Source organism: Pseudomonas sp. NFACC04-2 (assembly GCF_900119265.1).
Lineage (GTDB): Bacteria > Pseudomonadota > Gammaproteobacteria > Pseudomonadales > Pseudomonadaceae > Aquipseudomonas > Aquipseudomonas fluorescens_AA.
Window position 1 is genome coordinate 1 of record NZ_FPJC01000009.1, and the last position, 12,914, is coordinate 12,914.

Sequence of the window (12,914 nt, forward strand, 5' to 3'; positions counted from 1 at the left end):
TGAACAACTCGGAAAAAACTGTGGGAGCGAGCTTGCTCGCGATGACGGCATCACATCCAGCATCGGCATCAACTGCCCCACTGCTATCGCGAGCAAGCTCGAGATTCGGATATTTGGCAGGAGATATTCTTGGGTGACGCTAGACGAAAGCCACCTTGGATTGGCTGTGGTTTTCGGAGGGTTGGGGGTGAGTTTTTTCATTGGCTTGTACCTAGGTTATGTAAAGGAACTGCCTTCACCACTTCCACCTGGTGGGTGGCAGCTGTACGCGGGTGTGGAAGACCGAGAACCTAGGACCCGGCGCACCCGAAGGCGCCCCGCGTACAGCCGCCGTAATTTAACAGCAGACCTAGGAAAAGCGTCTGCTTTTTAATTTAGCGGTGCAACGCGCTAGGTTTTCACAAGGGCTTCCACACCCTCTCGCTGAATTTGCAGCGACGGAGAAAACTTAGCGCACGGGATGATTGGGTGGATAGTCAGCGGGGAGCGACGCAGCTTGAGGGAAATTTCCGATGGAGGTGTCCGGAGCTGGACTCAGCAGTTCAGGCGGTGGGATGCAAAGAATGATTTCGATACGAATGAGCGCTCAACGCCATAAGCAAGGGCTGAGGTTTCATCGTATGGTTGAGCGCACCCGTCCTGGCTGCAAGTCAAACGAAAGGGCTGACACAGGGTCTTTTTTATACATATAAAATATGCATAATTACAACATTCAGAACTCAGTATGATCCAGCAAAAAACGTCGCTAACAAGAAGAAACACAAGGTGAGCCTGGCCGATGCCGAAGCTGTGTTTTATGACGAAATGGCTCTTGAGCGTGAGGATAATGATCATGATGAAAAGCGGTGGATTATCATGGGGCAAGACGCCTGCGGTCGTGTACTCGTCGTTGCATACACCTACCGTGAGCCAGATTTCGTTCGTCTTATCAGCGCACGACTAGCCTCCAAAAAAGAACTACGTCAGTACCTGGGAGGTTGAACCCATGAAAGAAGAATACGATTTCAGCACAGCCAAGCGTGGGGCGGTTGCAAGCAGCAAAGGCAAAACCCGCATAACCATCATGCTTGATGAGGACGTGATCGAGGCCGCTCGCGAACGCGCCGAAAGTGCTGGTACTGGATATCAGACACTCATCAACAATCTACTGCGTCAGGCTTTGATATCTGAAACTGCCCACAATCTGTCACCGGCAGCCCAAAAGCGAACCCGAACAGTTAAACCCTATGCAAACGGTATTACCCGGTCCGACGTGAAGGATCTGGAAAAGCGCCTAGCCGCCATGACTGAGGAGCTGCACAAGATGGTGGACGCATCCAGGCCCGGTAAAGCCAAAGCATCGGTATGAACCGAGAAGATCGATTTACTCAGGAGCAAGGCACTGTCTTACCTCAGTGCCTTCACCCACAATGATCCGCTTGCCCATTTTCTCCCCCACCTCCAACGCCTGCCCATCCCGCTGCTTCCCCCGTCGCGCCAAACCCACCAAGCGCGGAATCAACTCTCCTTCCGGCAAGTGCTGCCAGAATCGCCCCGGCATGTGCTGACGCAACGCCTGGGGATTGAGCCGCGCCGGGTTGAAGATGTGCCTGTAATAAGTTCGCCACAGCTCAGCGCCGGGATCTTCAGCGTGACGCGCCCAATGCTGCCACTGCTCGGGGCAACGTCGCTGGTAATCCAACGACTGCCCATCGAAACGGATACCGTCGCGAGGCGTCGCGATCAGCCAGCGTTGTTGCCCCAACCGCTCGGCAAAATGGCCACTGGCACTTTCGAGGATGTCATGGGCCGGCTGGTGAAAGGCGACCAGATCCAGCTGCAGTTGCTCGGCCAACGGCTGCGGTAGAGGGATAAAGCGTACGAAGGCATGCAGGTGATGAGCCTCACGCTGGACCTGCTTGATCCGCCGCTGCAGCTCACTGCCCAGGCGGTCGCCCGCGAGCATGGCCGTGCGATCGCCGTGGGCAACCCGCCAAAGCACCTCATACAGCAGATTCCAGCGCTGTTCGCCCTGGTAGCGACCAGCCTGTTCGAGTTGGGTCAGCAAGGCTGCGGGAACCCGCGTACGGAACGGGCCCGGCCCTTGGGGCAGCGGCGCCGGCACGGCCAACAAGTCGGCCATTGGGCCCTGGGCCCACGTGACATCGCTCGGGTCGATGCCGTGGCCGAGAAGCGTTCGAGCCTGGTCCCGCCACGTAGCGAAATCATCCTCGCAATCCAGGGCAATCACGACCAAAGCCCCATCTGCACAGGCCGCTGGGGGTCACGCAACCGCGCCCGCAGCAGACCGCTGCGCACCTGGGCGTCGGCAGGCCGGTAATCGCTGGTGACAATGAACGGTCGCGCCTTCTCCAGCACGCACCGCAACTGCACCAGGTCGTCATAACGCACCCGCCGCTCCCGGCGCAGTGCAACCAGGCGTTGCACACTACGCAGGCCAATCCCCGGAATACGCGCCAACAATGCGGGTTCGGCGCGATTGATATCCAGCGGGAACACCTCGCGATTGGCCAGTGCCCATGCCAGCTTGGGGTCGATGTCCAAGTCCAAGTTGTGGGTTTCGCTCAAAAGCTCGCCTGCCTTGTAGCCATAACCGCGCATGAGAAAGTCGGCCTGATAAAGCCGGTGCTCGCGCAGCAACGGCGGTGCCGCCAGGGGCACGCTGGCGGGGCTGTCGGGAATCGGGCTGAACGCTGAATAGTAAACCCGTCGCAAACCGTACCCCTGGTAGAGCGACTCGGCGTTGCTCAGGATGGCGTGATCATCGGTGGCATCCGCCCCCACAATCACCTGCGTGCTCTGCCCCGCCGGGGCGAAGCGAGGCGCCCGCGGCTCGCCGGCCACCGCCTGCTGCCCCTGATGGATGGTACCCATGGCTTGGCGGATGGTCGTCAATTGCTTTTCCGGTGCCAGGCGCTTGAGGCTGATATCCGAGGAAAGTTCTATATTCACGCTCAAGCGATCAGCCAACCGCCCCGCTTCCTCGATCAACAGCGGATCGGCATTGGGAATGGTCTTGAGGTGGATATAGCCACGAAACTGGTGCTCCTCCCGCAACAACCGCGCCACTCGTATCAACTGCTCCATGGTGTAATCGGCCGAGCGAATGATGCCCGAACTCAAAAACAACCCACTGATGCAGTTGCGGCGATAAAAATCCAAGGTCAACCGCACCACCTCCTCCGGCGTAAAACGCGCCCTCGGCACGTTGCTGGAACGACGGTTGACGCAATACTGGCAGTCGTACAGGCAAAAATTGGTCAGCAACACCTTCAGCAACGAAACGCAGCGCCCATCCGGCGTATAGCTATGGCAAATGCCCATGCCATCGGTGGCCCCCAACCCCTCACGACCACGGGAGCTACGCTTGGGGGCACCGCTGCTGGCGCAGGAAGCGTCGTACTTGGCAGCATCGGCGAGAATGCCGAGCTTGGCGATAAGCTGCATGAAGTGAACTCACATACTGGATATAAACACAGTATTTTGAGAAGCGTTGCGATGCAAGCGCCATTGGTCAATTCGACACCTGCCATGAGTCGCCCAGGCCGTGACGTAGGCCATGCCAGTGGGATGGGCTATAATTGGCCAACCAACGCGATTGAGGTCCAGCCCCATGGGCAATGTCAGCCTTGAAACCAAAAAGGCCTATGCCGCCAGGACGCGCAGATCCAACTACGCGGCCAGCCTGCGTCTGGAGGGCTTCAAAACGACCTTCGCGGACGGCGAACGCAAAATGCCAACGCGTGAAGAGGTCTTGAAGGCCTTCACCCGACCTGAACCTGATGCCTGACAAATATGGAGTCGGTGAAGACGCTTACTGCTACCCTGGCTCCGCGGTCCTTCGCAACAAACTCGATATCCGTAACGAACCGACCCTAAGCGAAGCCGAACAGCAACTCTCCGCCATCGCAGCGGACAACGTCGAATTCAGCCCTCCTCCTTACGGCCTGGTCTATCTTCAAGGCATTCATCAGGTGCTCTTTTGCGACTTGTATGAATGGGCCGGACAATTGCGAACCGTTGGAATGGCCAAGCAGGACATCCGTTTCTGCCAACCGCAATTCATGGAAGCGCAAGCCGGGAAGATCTTCAAAGGCATGGCGGCGCAGAACTGGTTCGAGGGCCTGTGCCGGACAGACTTGATCAGTGCCGTTGCGGAAACTTACTCAGATATCAACGTGATCCATCCCTTTCGCGAAGGAAATGGCCGCGCCCAACGGATTCTCTTCGAGCATCTCATCATGAATGCCGGTTTTGAGATCAGTTGGTGGGGTATTGAGAAAGAAGAGTGGATCGACGCCAACATCGCGGCCTACCACTGCACCCTCGGCCCCATGCAGCAGGTGTTTGAAAAATGTATTGGCAACCCGCTTAGTCCGTAAGATAGCGGCAGCTGATACTCGCCATCCGTGTCTTCACCACTTTCGATCCCTAGAACACCTGCATGAATACACTGAACACATTCCCCTCCAACCCAGAAGGCCGTGACTTTGTCGTGGGTGACGTTCATGGCCATTTCAAACTTCTGAGCGCACTTTTGCAGCGTTCGAAGTTCGAGGGTGAACGGGATCGCCTTTTCTCCGTCGGCGACCTGATTGATCGCGGCCCTGACTCCGTGGAAGTGCTCGATTGGCTCTCGCAACCCTGGTTTCATGCCGTGCGAGGCAATCACGAACAGATGCTCATCGATGGCGTCTCCGGGGACGGCGACATACCCCGGCACATCCGAAACGGCGGGGCCTGGCTCTATGAACTGGCACCAAAGCTTCAACAAGAACTCGCCAAGGCCCTCCAGGCGCTGCCGTGGATCATTGAAGTCGACTTACCGGGCGGCGAAACCGTCGGCATCGTGCACGCCGAAGCTCCATTGACCCAAAAAGGTGACGACTGGCAGCAAGCCAAACAAGCCTTGTCAGGGCAACTGGGAGAAATTTGCCGCCTGCGCGCGCTGAGCATGGCCCTGTATGCCAGGGGAAAAATCGAGGAGCAAAACCACGAGCCAATCAGGGGCATCCACCGGCTCTATGTCGGTCATTCGACGGTGCCTAGCGTCACGCGCCTGGGCAAACGTTGTCTATATCGACACCGGCTGTTCCTTTGGGGATGGCGCCTTGAGCCTGGTGGAGCTCAATAGCGAAACCATCACCCACCTGACCATGAGCCAATGACTACAGGTTTATCCGATCAGGTCGATGGACTCGCCCCCTCTCCTACCTTGAAATCGCACCCACCATGTATTGGTTCAGATCGCGCAGATCCTGAACTTTCCAGGCAAACGGTGGCAGCTTCACTCCGTTCTCTTTTAACGTTCTTGGAATCAAGTCGCCATTTGGACGAAGTATGATCGACGAGACGATAACGCCTGGATAATCCTTCAGTCTTTTCTGAAAAGAAGACGTCGTCAGGTCAGGCGAGGGCGGATTGCTTTTCCTGGCCAAGGGGCCTGTGCCCTTGAGATCCGCTCCGTGGCACATGGCACATCGTTGTGAATAGAGCGTCTTCCCGTTGGCCATGTCCGCGAAGGAAAGTAATGGGTGAATGAGCGATAAAATCCCCAGGGATGCGATGAAGCCTACTTTCATTCTCAACTGTCCTTGTCGTTTCAAATCAGAACTGAATCCCTTACTCTTTACCTGCACCGATGGAGTCCACCCCCGCCAAGGGGACAGGGGACCTGATCATTCATGACCGAGTAAATTCAATATAACCAATAATCGTGTCTTCAATAATACTGAGATTTATCTTGGGGGCCTGCGGATTGCTTCCACTCTTAGATGCCACAAACAAACATTTGAGAAATTTCAGTTTCTCACCGGCCGGCAAAATAGCGAATATCCTCTCCACATCCGCTCCCCACATCTTTGTTCTATTTGATTTGAAATAGACAACATAGGGCGAGAAGGTATACCAGTTCAACGTCGTATTGAACACCGCCCCAGCCGTTTTATCCATAGCTCCAAAAACTATGTACTGGATCGCGCAGAAGGTACAACAAAACTTATCAACGTAGACATTCATGAACGTCCGCTTTCCTGCTTGAAGCTGAGTCTCAAGATGTCGAATTTCAGCGTGCACAAGTGAATTTCTTCCTGAATACTGCTTTTTATCAAGCTTAAACTTTTCAGCCAAGGCTCCGAAGCCATCGAGAAAGTTAACCGCAAAACTGCCCTCTTCAGTCTTGGCCAGACAATTGGTATACAGTAATGTCCGGTCACCGCTCTTTGTCGAATAGCCCGTTTCTGAAGAAACTTTCCTGACTTCAAGGTCACCGGCGCGCAACTTTGCATTAGAAACAGCGGGCGCTATCGCATTGAAAATAAATCGATAGGCGTGCAATGCCAGCTGATTGACCACATCATCCATCGCAATTGTCGATTCAATTTTCCTATGTCCCCCTTCAAAAGGATCGTAGCCAAATCCGTCACGAAACCCCTTGCAAGTCATGGCAAGCTTGGCTTGGGCTTGCAGCGGCAATGCCGGGCCTTTTAGCAACACTACCCCAAGGGCGGGATGAACATGATCGGTGCCGATCAAGTCTAAAACCACGTGGGGCTCGAAGATCCCATCTTTATGCAGTTTGTAGAGGTCGACCGCGTACTGTGCCAGCTCCGATCCCGCTTCAAAGTCCCCCAATATGTCTCCATCAGCACGCTCAGGGTACGTCCAATAGGTCTGCATCGCCCACTGTTCAAGGAAGCTAAAACTTTCAATGGGTTGATTTGACCGCATATTGAAAACTGACTGGATAATCGCATCCTGCAGGTCTCTAAAGTTGTCAGAACCTTCAAAGATTTCAGGATTGGGACAAGCATGGAAGGCACAAACAATCCATTTCCTTTTGGCTTCAGTAAGCATAGCCATCACCCCTCCCTTGGGTCTTGCCGAGTACAGCCTGCTAGTGAGCGTAGTCCACAGCAGCTAACGTAACCAGACGTACCTAAGCCCTCAAAATTCTGGACTACAGAACCGCGAGCTAGCCCAAGGGTTTAGCCAAACGCTCCTGGGGTAAACACTTATGCTGCCCCCAAACCTCCCCCAGCCCATTCCTGATAAACTGCGTCCCTCAGCCTCCCCATCCAGATCTCCCATGTCTCTCTACCCAGCTCCCCCGCAATCCTTGTCCCGCCGCTTCAGTGTGGCCCCGATGATGGATTGGACCGACGCCCACTGTCGCTTCTTCCTACGCATCCTCTCCAAACACGCCCTGCTCTACACCGAAATGGTCACCACCGGCGCGCTGCTCAACGGTGACCACGAACGCTTCCTGCGCCATCACCCATCCGAACACCCCCTGGCCCTGCAATTGGGTGGCAGCGTCCCTGGCGACCTGGCCGCCTGCGCCCGTATGGCCCAGGAGCACGGCTACGACGAGGTGAACCTCAACGTCGGCTGCCCCAGCGACCGGGTGCAGAACAATATGATCGGCGCGTGCCTGATGGGGCATCCGGGGTTGGTGGCCGATTGTGTGAAAGCCATGCGTGATGCAGTGTCGATTCCGGTGACGGTCAAGCATCGCATCGGGATCAATGGGCGGGACAGTTATGAGCAGTTGTGTGAGTTTGTCGGCACGGTGCGCGAGGCCGGTTGCACGAGTTTTACCGTGCATGCGCGGATTGCGATTCTGGAGGGGCTGTCGCCGAAGGAGAACCGCGACATCCCGCCGCTGCGTTATGACGTGGCCGCGCGGTTGAAGGCGGATTTTCCGGAGTTGGAGATTGTGCTCAACGGTGGGATCAAGACGCTGGACGCCTGCCACGAGCATCTGCAGACGTTCGACGGAGTGATGCTGGGGCGCGAGGCCTATCACAACCCGTATCTGCTGGCCGAAGTGGATCAGCAGTTGTTTGGCAGCACCGCGCCGATCATCACCCGGGCCGAGGCGCTGGCGCAGTTGCGGCCTTACATCGCCGATCACCTGGCCGCTGGCGGGGCGATGCATCACATCACCCGGCACGTGTTGGGGCTGGGCACCGGGTTCCCGGGGGCGCGGCGGTTTCGGCAGTTGTTGTCGGTGGACATCCACAAAACCAAGGATCCGCTGGCGTTGCTGGATCAGGCGGGGCAACTGCTGGAAGGGCGTTAACCGTCACTTGCTTTGAACCTGCACGCTGTTTTGGCATCGTATCTACCGATACCGCCCCGGCCTTTCAAACAGCCGTTTTCAGGTTGTTGCTGCTGGGGCCGTCGATACCTCTTCACGCCCTTGAGTGGCTGCCGGCCCTCGGGTAATGTCAACGGACCCATAGGACAGAGCACGCTCATGACTTCCAAGCTGGAACAACTCAAACAATTCACCACCGTCGTGGCCGATACCGGCGACTTCGAGGCCATCGCCCGCGTCAAACCCGTGGACGCCACCACCAACCCTTCCCTGCTGCTCAAGGCGTCGGCCATTCAGGGCTACGCCGAGCAACTGAACGCCTGCGTGGCGGACTGCAAGGGCGATGTGGGCCTGGCCAGCGACCGTTTCGCCGTAGCGGTCGGGCAAGAAATCCTCAAAGTGATCCCGGGGCGTATTTCCACTGAAGTGGACGCGCGCCTGTCGTTCGACACCGAAGCCATGTTGAAACGTGCGCATCGTCTGATCGACCTGTACGAAAAGGCCGGCATTGGCCGGGATCGGGTGTTGATCAAGATTGCCTCCACCTGGGAAGGCATTCGTGCCGCCGAACAGCTGGAGCGTGAAGGTATCCAGTGCAACCTGACGCTGCTGTTCTCCTTCGCCCAGGCCGCGGCCTGTGCCGATGCCGGGGTGTTCCTGATTTCGCCGTTCGTGGGCCGTATCTACGACTGGTACAAGAAAGCCAATGGCAACGACTACACCGGCGCGGATGATCCGGGCGTGCAGTCGGTGACGCGCATCTACAACTACTACAAGGCCAATGACTACAAGACCGTGGTCATGGGGGCGAGCTTCCGCAACCTCAACCAGATCGAGCAACTGGCCGGGTGCGACCGCTTGACCGTGAGCCCGGACCTGCTGGAAAAACTCGCCGCCGACGAAGGCAAGCTGGAGCGCAAGCTGGCGCCGGGGCAAGCCGGGGAGGCACGCTTGATCCTCAACGAAGCGCAGTTCCGCTGGTTGTCCAACGAGGACGCCATGGCGACCGAGAAACTGGCCGAAGGTATCCGTCAGTTCGCCCGGGACCAGGAGAAGCTGGAGGCGTTGCTGCAAGCCAAGCTTTGAGCTGATTCAGCCGGCATGCAAAAAGGGCGAACCTGGTTGGGTTCACCCTTTTTTATGCGGCTTGGCTTGAGGGATGTGGCGGGGCGACAAACGCCATCGCGAGCAAGCTCGCTCCTACGGGGAATCTCAGAACGCCACAAAACCTGCGGGAGCGAGCTTGCTCGCGATGAGGCCGGTGCAGCCTACGCAAAGCCCAAGGCTCAAGGCCGCTCCAACGCATTCACCAGATCATGGAAGGCTTCACGATTGGAATCGTTGAGCCCCATGAGGATCTTGTGGGCTTCAAGCACCTTGATCCGCACTTCCTCTTCGGACTGATCCTGGTCAGGCAGGTCGTCCAGGCATTCCGGACACGGCACAGGGTCGCCCACGATGTTGAACACCTGGTCGAAGCCCATCGATTGCAGCAGACGGGTGATGTCGTTGTGGGTGGTGACGACGGTCGGCAGCAGGCCGACCTTTTGCCGCGACAGGATCGACAGCTTGGCCAACAGGCCCAATGTGGTGCTGTCGATGCTGCGGGTTTCGGTCAGGTCGATCACGATGGCGCTGAAGTTCAGCGCGGTGAAGATCCGCTCAATAGTCGCATCCAGCGCCGAACACAGGGTCAGGCGCACTTCACCGACAAACTTCAGGACGAAGGTGCCGTCCTGCTCGGCGAACTGGATTCTACCGGTACTCATCAAAGGTTCCTGCTCAACACTAACAGGGCGATATCATCCGGCATCTCCCCGAGCGTGGCTAATCCAAACACTTGACGCAAGCCTTCCAGGCTACCGCCCGCTGCGCTTACCCGTTCAGGCAAGGCCGCTTCTTTCTCTTTGAGTGTAGGTTCTGTCAAAAGGTCCAAAATGCCATCAGACATCAGCGTCAGGCTGAATGTCGGTGGCAATTCCAGTACGTGGTCTTCGTAGGTGGCCTCGTTGAACAGACCCACCGGCAAACCACGCCCTTCCAGGTAACGAACACTGTCTGGCGTATACAACACAGGCAACGGCAGGTGACCGCCGATGCTATAGGTCAACAAACCCGTCTCCTCGTCGATGACTCCACCGACCATTGTGACGTGTTTGCCCAGCTTACAACTGATCAGGCCTCGGTTGATATGCCCAAGGACCTCCGACGGCTTGAACTCTGGCAGCGTGCCGTTGCGCTTGGATTCGAACAGCAGCCGCGTGGTCATGAACTTCAACAGCACCGTCACGAACGCCGAGGACGCACCATGGCCGGAAACGTCCGCCAGGTAGAACGCCACTCGCCGCTCATCGACGCGGAAATAGTCCACGAAATCGCCCGACAGGTACAACGACGGGATGATCTGGTGGGCAAAACGGAAATCGTCGACGGTCCAGGGGCTGACCGGCAGCATGTTCATCTGCACCTGGCGCCCGGCGTTCTGGTCTTCCTGCAACAGGTTCAGGCTGGCTTCCAGCTCGCGATTGGCGGTTTCCAGCTTCTCGCGGTAGCGCTGGTTTTCCACCAACAGGCGCGAACGGTCCAAGGCCCGGCGTACCGAGTGCTCGAGCACAGCAAGGTCTTCAAGGGGCTTGATCAGGTAATCCGCCGCGCCCAGGCGCAATGCCTCGACCGCATCGTTCATCACGCCCGCGCCCGACACCACGATCACCGGGGTCTGCGAGGAAACCTCGGTCACCTGGCGAATGAGTTCGAGTCCGCCCATCTGCGGCATGCGCAGGTCGCAGATGACCAGGTCGGGCTTGTCTTGCTCGAATACCTGAAGACCCTGTTGGCCATTGCTGGCCTGCAGGACGCTGAAACCACTGTCTTCCAAGTAGGCAGCGAGACTGGCTCGCACCACTTCGTCATCATCGATTATCAGCAGCGTGGCACTGGTTTTTGGCATGTGGGCAAACGGCGCCAGAATTAGGTTGGCGTAGCGGGCTGGGCGGTCTGGCCTGGCACGCACTACTGGATTCGCTTTCTAGCCTCTCTGTCGTACCGGTTTCAGGCCTTCGCCCTACACGCCCTTACATCAGAGGTGCCCTTCTAAGGCGCAGACGGTACTCCCATCCGCGGGGCGTTTCAAGCTCATGCAGATAGCCGCTTGCCGTCTTTATTTGTCAAAGCACAGAGAGTTATAAGAACCGAGCGAAGCGTAACTCAATGGAAGGATCAAACCCGTTCAAACACGACGCCAAAGCACAGAAGGCGGCCTTTCGGGCCGCCTTCTCGGTTTTACGGGTCGAAATCAAAAATCGTCTTCGACCTGGCCATCCTTGACTTTGAATTCGCGGTTCTGCAGGTAGGCATTGCGAATGAAGACGTATTTGTCGCCACTCACCATCTTCTCGGCCGACAACAGGCTGGCGCGGGTATCGACGATGTTCAGGCCGTGAATGGAGTTACGCACCGAGACGTTATCGATATAACGATAAGGCGCGGTGTAGTCATCGACCAGCTTGGCCGGCGCGTCACGCAGGGTGCTTGGCCCCAGCAGCGGCAGCATCACATACGGACCACTGCCCAGGCCCCAGTAGCCAAGGGTCTGGCCGAAATCTTCATCGCTGCGCTGCAGGCCCATCTGAGTGCCCACGTCAAAGAAGCCCAGCAGGCCGAAGGTGGTGTTGAAGATCAACCGGGCGGTGTCGACCCCAGCGGCGGCCGGCTTGGCCTGCAGCACGTTGTTGGCCAGGTTGCCGACGTCACCGACGTTACGGAACATGTTGTGGATGCCGTCTTCGAGGAACTGCGGCGTCACATATTGATAACCCTGGGCCAGTGGCTTGAGCGCATAGGTATCGAGGGTGTCGTTGAAGGTGAAGATTGGACGGTTGACGCTTTCCCAAGGATCTTCTTCCGTGGCGGCCTGAGTGGCGAACGGAACCAGCAGGACACAAGCGGAAAGACACAGCTGAGCTAGACGATGGCTCCAGCGCATAGGGAAAAACTCCTTGGATTATTCAGGCAAGGGCGCCGAGCCCAGGCGGTAAGCTGGCTAGTATAAGACGGAACGCGTGGATAGGCAGCACCGAAAAACACCCAGGCAGTAGGACTTTTCCGCGATTGGCAGCCTTCATCTCACTGTCACCGGACTGTCATCGGAGCCCATTAGGCTGCTGGTTATTTCAAGGACGTTCCCATGCCCCGCGCCGAAGCCCTGCCCCTCCCCGCCCCCAGCCTGACCGCCGTACTGTTTGGCCTCAGCGGATGCCTGGTGGATTTCGGGGCGCGCATTCGTCAGCCAGGGGCAGCGCCGGCGGATCACGCTCACCCGACACCCGGTGCCCTGGAAAGCCTGCAACGCTTGCAACATCTGAATATCCCCTGCGCCTGGCTCGACGAATTGCCTCCCGCCATCAGCCATAGCCTGGCGGCTTCATTGCCCACGTCCATCAAAGCGCCGCAACTTCCTGCAACAAATTATCCATGGCCAGCGCCACATGCCTGCTGGCAAGCGCTAATGGCGCTGAACGTCCAGCGATTGGACGGCTGCGTGTTGGTCAGCGGCGAACCACGGTTGTTGCAGTCAGGACTCAACGCGGGATTGTGGACTATCGGACTGGCATCCTGTGGCTCTTTGTGTGGCCTGGCGCCCGCCGAGTGGCAGGCATTGAGTCAACAGGCGCGGGAAACCAAACGCGCCAAGGCCACCGTGCAATTGTTCGGCCTTGGGGTGCATTCAGTGATCGATCACTTGGGCGAACTCGATACTTGCCTGGCCGATATCTGCCTGCGCCGCATTAAAGGCGAGAAGCCCTGACCGGGA

Annotated in this window: 16 protein-coding genes; 8 read left to right on the forward strand and 8 right to left on the reverse strand. The window is 57.4% G+C overall.

The genetic code is table 11. The features are described 5' to 3' along the window. A partial coding sequence (locus tag BT125_RS29560) for a hypothetical protein (protein WP_371857807.1) occupies positions 1–201 on the reverse strand: 201 nt, incomplete at its 3' end. Positions 202–702: 501 nt separating this feature from the next. On the opposite strand from BT125_RS29560, the gene BT125_RS13920 reads away from it, so the two are divergent. Both BT125_RS13920 and BT125_RS13925 read left to right on the forward strand, forming a co-directional pair. Then, positions 703–981: a BrnT family toxin gene (locus BT125_RS13920; RefSeq protein WP_072408027.1), complete on the forward strand. Its 279-nt coding sequence runs from the start codon at positions 703–705 to the stop codon at positions 979–981. A gap of 4 nt (positions 982–985) precedes the next feature. Further along, a complete protein-coding gene (locus BT125_RS13925) occupies positions 986–1,348 on the forward strand; it encodes a DUF6364 family protein (protein ID WP_060743052.1) in 363 nt (120 codons plus the stop codon). A gap of 15 nt (positions 1,349–1,363) precedes the next feature. On the opposite strand, the gene BT125_RS13930 is transcribed toward BT125_RS13925, so the two are convergent. Both BT125_RS13930 and BT125_RS13935 read right to left on the reverse strand, forming a co-directional pair. Beyond that, entirely contained in the window at positions 1,364–2,236 is an 873-nt protein-coding gene (locus tag BT125_RS13930) for a TIGR03915 family putative DNA repair protein (RefSeq protein ID WP_072407777.1), read from the reverse strand. Further along, a complete protein-coding gene (locus BT125_RS13935; protein ID WP_072407779.1) occupies positions 2,227–3,447 on the reverse strand; it encodes a putative DNA modification/repair radical SAM protein in 1,221 nt (406 codons plus the stop codon). The genes BT125_RS13930 and BT125_RS13935 overlap by 10 nt, the downstream gene beginning before the upstream one ends. A 166-nt stretch (positions 3,448–3,613) precedes the next feature. Here BT125_RS13935 and BT125_RS28785 point away from each other — a divergent pair, with 166 nt between their 5' ends. The 3 genes from BT125_RS28785 (at position 3,614) to BT125_RS13945 (ending at position 5,134) form a co-directional block, all read left to right on the forward strand. Then, positions 3,614–3,790, forward strand: coding sequence for a YhfG family protein (locus BT125_RS28785; protein WP_092166504.1), 177 nt, complete (start codon positions 3,614–3,616; stop codon positions 3,788–3,790). After that, on the forward strand, positions 3,783–4,382 hold the full coding sequence (locus tag BT125_RS13940; RefSeq protein WP_072407781.1) for a Fic/DOC family protein: 600 nt from the start codon (positions 3,783–3,785) through the stop codon (positions 4,380–4,382). The genes BT125_RS28785 and BT125_RS13940 overlap by 8 nt, the downstream gene beginning before the upstream one ends. Positions 4,383–4,444: 62 nt before the next feature. Then, complete coding sequence (locus BT125_RS13945; RefSeq protein ID WP_371857808.1) at positions 4,445–5,134, forward strand: metallophosphoesterase; 690 nt, start codon at positions 4,445–4,447, stop codon at positions 5,132–5,134. Between the two features lie 76 nt (positions 5,135–5,210). On the opposite strand, the gene BT125_RS13950 is transcribed toward BT125_RS13945, so the two are convergent. Both BT125_RS13950 and BT125_RS13955 read right to left on the reverse strand, forming a co-directional pair. Continuing rightward, on the reverse strand, positions 5,211–5,582 hold the full coding sequence (locus BT125_RS13950; RefSeq protein WP_170866834.1) for a cytochrome c: 372 nt from the start codon (positions 5,580–5,582) through the stop codon (positions 5,211–5,213). A 100-nt stretch (positions 5,583–5,682) separates the two neighbouring features. Then, entirely contained in the window at positions 5,683–6,861 is a 1,179-nt protein-coding gene (locus BT125_RS13955) for a hypothetical protein (RefSeq protein ID WP_072407783.1), read from the reverse strand. Positions 6,862–7,087: 226 nt separating this feature from the next. On the opposite strand from BT125_RS13955, the gene dusA reads away from it, so the two are divergent. Both dusA and tal read left to right on the forward strand, forming a co-directional pair. Next, positions 7,088–8,083, forward strand: coding sequence for a tRNA dihydrouridine(20/20a) synthase DusA (gene dusA, locus BT125_RS13960; protein ID WP_072407785.1), 996 nt, complete (start codon positions 7,088–7,090; stop codon positions 8,081–8,083). 177 nt (positions 8,084–8,260) lie between these two features. Continuing rightward, positions 8,261–9,187: a transaldolase gene (gene tal, locus BT125_RS13965; RefSeq protein ID WP_072407787.1), complete on the forward strand. Its 927-nt coding sequence runs from the start codon at positions 8,261–8,263 to the stop codon at positions 9,185–9,187. A 200-nt stretch (positions 9,188–9,387) separates the two neighbouring features. Here tal and rssC read toward each other — a convergent pair whose 3' ends face one another. The 3 genes from rssC to BT125_RS13980 all read right to left on the reverse strand — a co-directional run bounded on the left by rssC (position 9,388) and on the right by BT125_RS13980 (position 12,086). Then, on the reverse strand, positions 9,388–9,870 hold the full coding sequence (rssC, locus tag BT125_RS13970; protein WP_025212773.1) for an anti-sigma factor antagonist RssC: 483 nt from the start codon (positions 9,868–9,870) through the stop codon (positions 9,388–9,390). Further along, a complete protein-coding gene (gene rssB, locus BT125_RS13975) occupies positions 9,870–11,051 on the reverse strand; it encodes a two-component system response regulator RssB (protein ID WP_072407789.1) in 1,182 nt (393 codons plus the stop codon). Before rssB ends, rssC begins: the two co-directional genes overlap by 1 nt. Positions 11,052–11,396: 345 nt before the next feature. Next, entirely contained in the window at positions 11,397–12,086 is a 690-nt protein-coding gene (locus tag BT125_RS13980; protein ID WP_072407791.1) for an MlaA family lipoprotein, read from the reverse strand. A 201-nt stretch (positions 12,087–12,287) separates the two neighbouring features. Here BT125_RS13980 and BT125_RS13985 point away from each other — a divergent pair, with 201 nt between their 5' ends. Continuing rightward, positions 12,288–12,908 carry an HAD superfamily inactivated hydrolase PcrP gene (locus BT125_RS13985; protein WP_072407793.1) on the forward strand — a complete coding sequence of 207 codons (621 nt, stop codon included), beginning with the start codon at positions 12,288–12,290 and terminating at the stop codon, positions 12,906–12,908. The last annotated feature ends 6 nt before the right edge of the window (positions 12,909–12,914 follow it).